Source organism: Streptomyces sp. NPDC049040 (assembly GCF_043197715.1).
In the GTDB taxonomy this organism is placed as follows: domain Bacteria; phylum Actinomycetota; class Actinomycetes; order Streptomycetales; family Streptomycetaceae; genus Actinacidiphila.
In genome coordinates this window covers 40277-46371 of sequence record NZ_JBICTO010000023.1, presented here as the reverse complement: position 1 = coordinate 46371, position 6095 = coordinate 40277, and the positions used below count along the sequence as shown (strand labels likewise).

The following is a 6095-nucleotide window of genomic DNA, read 5'->3' as shown; positions in this document are numbered from 1 at the left end:
CGCGCGGGGCCGCCCCCCCCCCCCCCCCCCCCCCCCCGCCCCCCCCCCCCCCCCCGCCCCCCCCCCCCCCCCCCCCCCCCCCCCCCCCCCCACGCCGGTGACGCGGATCCGCACGCCGGGGAGGGCGCGTCGCGGATCGGACGCCGGAGCCGGGACGGCTGGGCCGTCCGGGCTCAGATCAGGGCGAACTTCTGTGCCGTGGAGCCGTTGCAGTCCCAGATCTGCAGCCGGGTGCCGTTGCCGGTGTTGCCGCTCGGGGAGTCGAGGCAGCGGCCGGACTGCGGGTTGAGCAGTGAGCCGTCGGCTTGCTGCACCCACTTCTGGCCGCCGATGCCGTTGCAGTCCCACAGCTCGACCTGGGCGCCTGCGGCGGTGCCGTTGCCGACGATGTCCAGGCAGCGGCCCAGCGTCGCCAGCGAGCCGTTGGCGGTGTGGTACCAGTGCTGGTCGACCGCCCAGCTCTGGCAGTCCCACAGCTGGACGGCGGAGCCGTTGGTCCCGCTGTCGTCGGCGGCGACGTCGGCGCACTTCCCGCCGGGAGCGCCGATCGGCGCCCCTGCGTTGACGCTGAACTTCTGTGCGGCGGAGCCGTTGCAGTCCCAGATCTGCAGCCGGGTGCCGTTGCCGGTGTTCCCGTTGGGGGAGTCGAGGCAGCGGCCGGACTGCGGGTTGCGGAGCGAGCCGTCGGCTTGCTGCACCCACTTCTGGCCGCCGATGCCGTTGCAGTCCCACAGCTCGACCTGGGCGCCTGCGGCGGTGCCGTTGCCGACGATGTCCAGGCAGCGGCCGATGGTGCTCAGCGAGCCGTTGGCATTGTGCGTCCAGTGCTGGTCCTCGGCGTAGGTCTGGCAGTCCCACAGCTGGACGCCGGTGCCGTTGCTGCCGGTGTCGTCGGCGGCGACGTCGACGCACTTGCCGCCGGGGCCCGTGATGGTGCCCTGCGGGCCGTTGGGCACGTTGGTCTGGCCCGCGTAGCCGGCCGAGACGACGTTCGCCTGGACCGCGTTCTCCGCCGCGTCGGTCGGGTAGCCGGCGACCATGACGCCCTCGAAGAAGGTGCCCATGTTGCGGTTGCTGTTGTCACCGCCGGTGCCCAGGATGATGCCGCCCTCCTGCTGCATCGGACGGTAGCCGCCTCTGGTCGGCAGCCCGCCGTTCCACCAGGTCGTCAGCCCGCCGGTCTGCGAGTTGCCGCCCTTGAGGGCGTACGTGGTCTGCCCGTTGTTCTTCAGGACGGCGGTGACGAACGGGCTGTTGTTCCCCTTGTTCGCGGTGTTGGACCCGTTGTCGCCCTGGAACATGCCGTTCTCCATGTCGGCCTCGATCCAGGGGCCGGAGCCGGAGCACGGCTGGAAGTAGCAGGTGGTCGCGATGCTCACCGCGTCCATGTGGCCGTTGCCGGTGTCGGCAGGCGTGCTCTCCGCGTTTCCGTAGTCGAAGCAGCAGTCGGAGCCCACGTGGGTGCCGCTGGCCACCATGTAGGCGCCCTCCGGCTGGCCGTTGACCGCCACGCCCGACGCGACGCCGGTGTAGCGGTAGCCGACGCCCGGCGATATCCAGATGCCGTACACCTTGTGGCCGCCGGCGGTGACGGCGATCTCGCTCGCGTCCGCCCCGCGGTCGACGCCGCCGGCCGTGCCGGCGGGTCCCGGCGTCAGGTTGTTGTGCCGGGGCGACTGGTCGTAGACCTTGCTGATGCGACAGGTGGTGTTCGCACAGAAGGTGTCCTGCGCCGCCGCGTTGGCGTATCCGCCGGCGGCGAGCAGCCCGATGTCGGTGGCCGCACCGTCCGAGGCCCGGGTGACCTGGTAGAGCGGCCCGCCGTAGGAGGAGTACAGCGCGCGCGTGGTGCTGTGGGCGGCGACGCACGGTGTGCCCGCGGCCCCGTAGATGTCGCAGGGCAGCGAGCCCGCGGCCTGGGAGGTGCCGGGCAGCGCGGCGAGCGCGGCCACCACCACCGCGAGGGTGCCGACGACGCAGAGCAGTGCCCTCAGCGCCCGGCGGACCGGTCCTGGCGGCGCGGAGGCGGCGGCCGCGGGCGTCCTTCTTTGCCTGTACATGACATGCTCCTAGCTATGGGGGTCGGGAGCCGTGCTGTGTCCCCACGGCAATCCGCGCGCCACCGGACGGGGATCGTACGGAGGGAGCGCGGGGCCGCGACGTACAACGATGTAAAGACGGGCAAGCAAGATGACAGCACGGGAGCCGGGGCGTGTCCACCCCTGCGGCGCCGCCGGTTTCCGCCATGGCCGCGGGCGGGCCGCCCGACTCCGCGACTTTCGTACATCGTTGTAAGACCCGGCTGAGGGGGCGTCGGCTCAGCGGCCGGCGGGCGGGCCCGGCACGCCGACGGCCCGGGTCGCCGTGGGAACGGCGGCCCGGGCCGGGGTTGCACGTGTCAGCCCTTGAAGGCCGTCACGCCGTTCGGTGTGCCGAGACCGGTCGGACCGTCGTAGCCGGGGCCCGCCGTGCACAGGTAGGAACCGCCGCACGAGCCGTTGGAGCCGCTCGTGACGTCGTTGAGCGCCGTGGTGTGGGCGTACGGGAACGACGAGGGGTACGAACCGGCGGACGGCGTGCCCGCGAGCGCGTAGACCGCGGCGATGATCGGCGAGGAGACGCTGGTGCCGCCGAACACCTCCCAGCCCGGGTCGCCGCCGTAGGTGTCGTAGACCGCGACACCGGTGGCGGGGTCGGCGACCGCGGAGACGTCCGCGACCGTACGGCGGGTGCAGCCGGTGTCCTTCTGCCAGGAGGGCTTGGCGTCGTAGCGCGAGCAGCCGGAGCCCGCGCCGGTCCACGCGGTCTCGGTCCAACCGCGCGTCGTGCTCGACCTCTTCAGGGCGGTGCCGCCGACGGCGGTGACGTAGCGCGAGGCCGCCGGGTATTCGACGCCGTAGCTCGCGTCACCCGAGCTGACCGTGATCGCCACACCCGGGTGGTTGAAGTACGAGCTGTCGTAGGAGGTGTCGGAGGAAGACTCCGCGCCGCCGTAGCTGTTGGACACGTACTTCGCCCCGAGCGAGACCGCGGTGTTCACGGACTTGCCGAGGTTCGCCATGGACGCGGACGTCGCCTCCACCAGCAGGATGTGGCACTGCGGGCAGATCGCGCTGGCCATGTCGAGATCGAGCGAGATCTCCTCGGCCCAGCCCGCGTTCGGGCTCGGCAGCGCGCTCGTGCCGGTCTGGCCGACCTTCTTGAAGCACCCGTTGGCGGTGGTGCAGGCGGCCAGCCCGTACGTGGAGCGGTACGTCGCCAGGTTCGCCTCGGCGTTCGGGTCGTCGTAGGCGTCGACGATGGCCACCGTCGCGCCGGAACCGCCGCTGGTGGGAAGGGCGTAGGCGCTGCGCAGGTCGGCGGGGCCGTAACCCGAGGGCGTGGCGGCCGGGTTGGCGGCGCCCGAGGACGAACGGGCCGACGGGGCGAGGGTGTCGGCGCCGCTGGTGACCTTCAGCGCCGCACAGGCCATCACGTCCGGGCTGGTGCTGACCGCACAGGAACGCATGGTGGTCAGACGGTGTGCGGACGCGGTCGTGGCCGCACCCGCCGAGGGTGCGGCCAGGGCGGCGCCTGACAGCACCAGACCGGTGACCGCGGCAAGTGCCGGGCCGGCGCGCCGGATCGACGCCGCCGTGCCGGTGTGGGGGGTGCGAGGAGCGAGGGGGTTGCGCAACTTGTGCCTCCTGTCGGGGTGGGGCAGAGAGGGCTTGCGTGTCGCGTGATCACTGCGCTGTCTGATGTGAGCGGAGTGGTGGGTGAACCGTAATCTGACGTGAGCGCGTCAAGGTGAAACTTGGCAGAGCGCATACGCGCGCTTTGCCATTGCCGGGGGAAACGGACTCAGCCGGCGGCGCCGCGCGGGTTTCCGGCAGCCGGTGGCGCCACCGGCAAGCCGGCCTCCGCCGCCGCTACTTCCGCGCCGCCCCGGCCCCATGGCGGTCGGGGCGGCGTCGCGGCGCGGGTTCCCCGCTGGGGCGCGCCACCGCTCAGGCGGCCGCCCGCGCCGGGCGGCGCGCCATGTGGACGTCGATCGCGTCCTGGGCCTCCACCGCGAATCCGTGGCGCTCGTAGAGCCGGCGGGCGGCGCTGCCCTGGAGGACGTTCAGGCCCACGGTCGAGCCCCGCGCGTCGATGCGCGCCAGCAATGCGCGCAGGATCGCCGACCCCAGCCCGCGGCCCTGGTGGTGCGGGGCGAGGTAGAAGTGCTCGAGCCACTGCCTGCCGTCGGCCGGCCGGAGCGTGACGCAGCCCGCGAGGTCGTCGTCGATCATGATGACCGAGGTGTACAGGGGGGAGAAGGAGTCCCGCAGCCGCTGCCGCACCCGGTGCTCGTCGTAGCGCCCGAGGCGCTCCAGATCTGGGCGCATGACCACGGCCCGTATCTCCACGATCGCCTCGACGTCGGCCGGCAGTGCCGGCCGCAGCACCCAGCACGCCGTGCGCGCCCCCGCGGCCCGTTCCGGTGCCGCCGCGTCCGGCCGCCCCCCGCTCTCCGGTGGTTCCGTATCCATGGCCGCAGTATCGCAACCGGGGTGCGCCGCTCCGGAAAGGGCCCAGCGGTCCGGGTGTGCGGCGACTTTGGCACGTACCTGCGAAGGAGCTGTTTACACGCCCTTGATCTGCTGTTAGCTTCACGAATGGGAGCGCTCCCATGGAGTCTCCCACTACCCCCCACCCCCGGGGACCCGGCTTTGGTGGACCACGCCCCCGGGGACGCTCCCGAAAGGTCACCTCCTTGAAGAAGAACTGGAAGATCTCCTTAACAGCCGCCCTCGCCACGCTGCTCTCGGCTGTCGGTTTCGTCCTGCTCGGCCAGGGCTCCGCCCAGGCGCACGGCGTCGCGATGTCGCCCGGCTCCCGCACCTACCTGTGCTACCAGGACGCCAAGACCTCGACGGGCGCGCTCACGCCCACCAACCCGGCCTGTGCCGACGCGGTCGCCCAGAGCGGTACGACGCCCCTCTACAACTGGTTCGCGGTGCTCGACTCCAACGCGGGTGGCCGCACCTCGGGGTACGTGCCCGACGGGACGCTGTGCAGTGCGGGCAACAAGTCGCCGTACGACTTCTCCTCCTACAACGCCGCCCGGTCCGACTGGCCCAGGACGCACCTGACGTCGGGCTCCTCGATCCAGCTGCAGTACAGCAACTGGGCCGCGCACCCGGGCACCTTCCACGTGTACGTGACCAAGCAGGGCTGGTCCCCGACCACACCGCTGGCCTGGGCCGACCTCGAGGCGATCGGGACCAGCACCAACCCGCCCGCGGTGGGCTCGCCGGGCACCGACGGCGGCCACTACTACTGGGACCAGGCGCTGCCCTCGGGCCGCAGCGGCAACGCCCTGATCTTCATCCAGTGGGTCCGCTCGGACAGCAACGAGAACTTCTTCTCCTGCTCCGACATCGCCTTCGACGGCGGCCACGGCGAGGTCACCGGTATACGCGGCGGTGCCACGTCGTCGCCGACCTCGCAGCCGCCGACGTCCACCCCGCCCACCTCCACCCCGCCCACCTCGACGCCCCCCACCTCCACCCCGCCGACGTCCACGCCGCCCACCTCGATGCCGCCTGTCGACGGTGCCTGCATGGCCATGTACTCGGTGACCAACTCCTGGAGCGGCGGTTTCCAGGCCTCCGTCGAGGTCATGAACCACGGCACCTCGCCTTCGAGCCACTGGAAGGTGACGTGGAAACCAGGTGACGGCACGACGATCAACAGTCTGTGGAACGGCGTCGTGAGCAACAGCGGCGGCAATGTGAACGTGGCCAACGCCGCCTACAACGGCACGATCGCCCCTGACGGGAACACCACGTTCGGTTTCACCGCCAACACCTCGTCCGGAATCACCCTCCCCAACGGATCCATCACCTGCACGTTCTCCTGACGTGCCGGCTGCCATATCAAAGCGCTGACCAGCGGAAACGCCAACGCGCTGATTCCGTCGACCGCCCCGTACGGCCCCCGCGGCCGTGCGGGGCGGTCCACTTCGTGGGCTCGCCTGCTCACATTCTGGGACGGGCTTGTCGTTGTAACGTGAATGCATTAACTTCCAGTCCCATGTCCAGTGCACGCAAGGTCTTCAAGGCGCGGCC

The 6095-nt window shown here is 71.6% G+C and carries 4 protein-coding genes; 1 reads left to right on the top strand and 3 read right to left on the bottom strand.

Annotation, left to right across the window (positions count from 1 at the left end):
- Nucleotides 1-173: 173 nt before the first annotated feature.
- From ACGFMP_RS33250 to ACGFMP_RS33240, 3 genes are all read right to left on the bottom strand, one after another.
- On the bottom strand, nt 174-2060 hold the full coding sequence (locus ACGFMP_RS33250; protein ID WP_393677257.1) for an arabinofuranosidase catalytic domain-containing protein: 1887 nt from the start codon (nt 2058-2060) through the stop codon (nt 174-176).
- A gap of 338 nt (nt 2061-2398) precedes the next feature.
- Nucleotides 2399-3676, bottom strand: a complete 1278-nt coding sequence (locus ACGFMP_RS33245; protein ID WP_393677255.1) for a peptidase S8 — start codon at nt 3674-3676, stop codon at nt 2399-2401.
- Between the two features lie 313 nt (nt 3677-3989).
- Nucleotides 3990-4514 (bottom strand): GNAT family N-acetyltransferase, encoded by a 525-nt coding sequence (locus tag ACGFMP_RS33240; RefSeq protein WP_393677254.1) that lies wholly within the window; start codon nt 4512-4514, stop codon nt 3990-3992.
- A 224-nt stretch (nt 4515-4738) separates the two neighbouring features.
- Between ACGFMP_RS33240 and ACGFMP_RS33235 the strand changes: the two genes are divergently transcribed.
- Nucleotides 4739-5887: a lytic polysaccharide monooxygenase gene (locus tag ACGFMP_RS33235; RefSeq protein ID WP_393677253.1), complete on the top strand. Its 1149-nt coding sequence runs from the start codon at nt 4739-4741 to the stop codon at nt 5885-5887.
- Nucleotides 5888-6095: the final 208 nt, after the last annotated feature.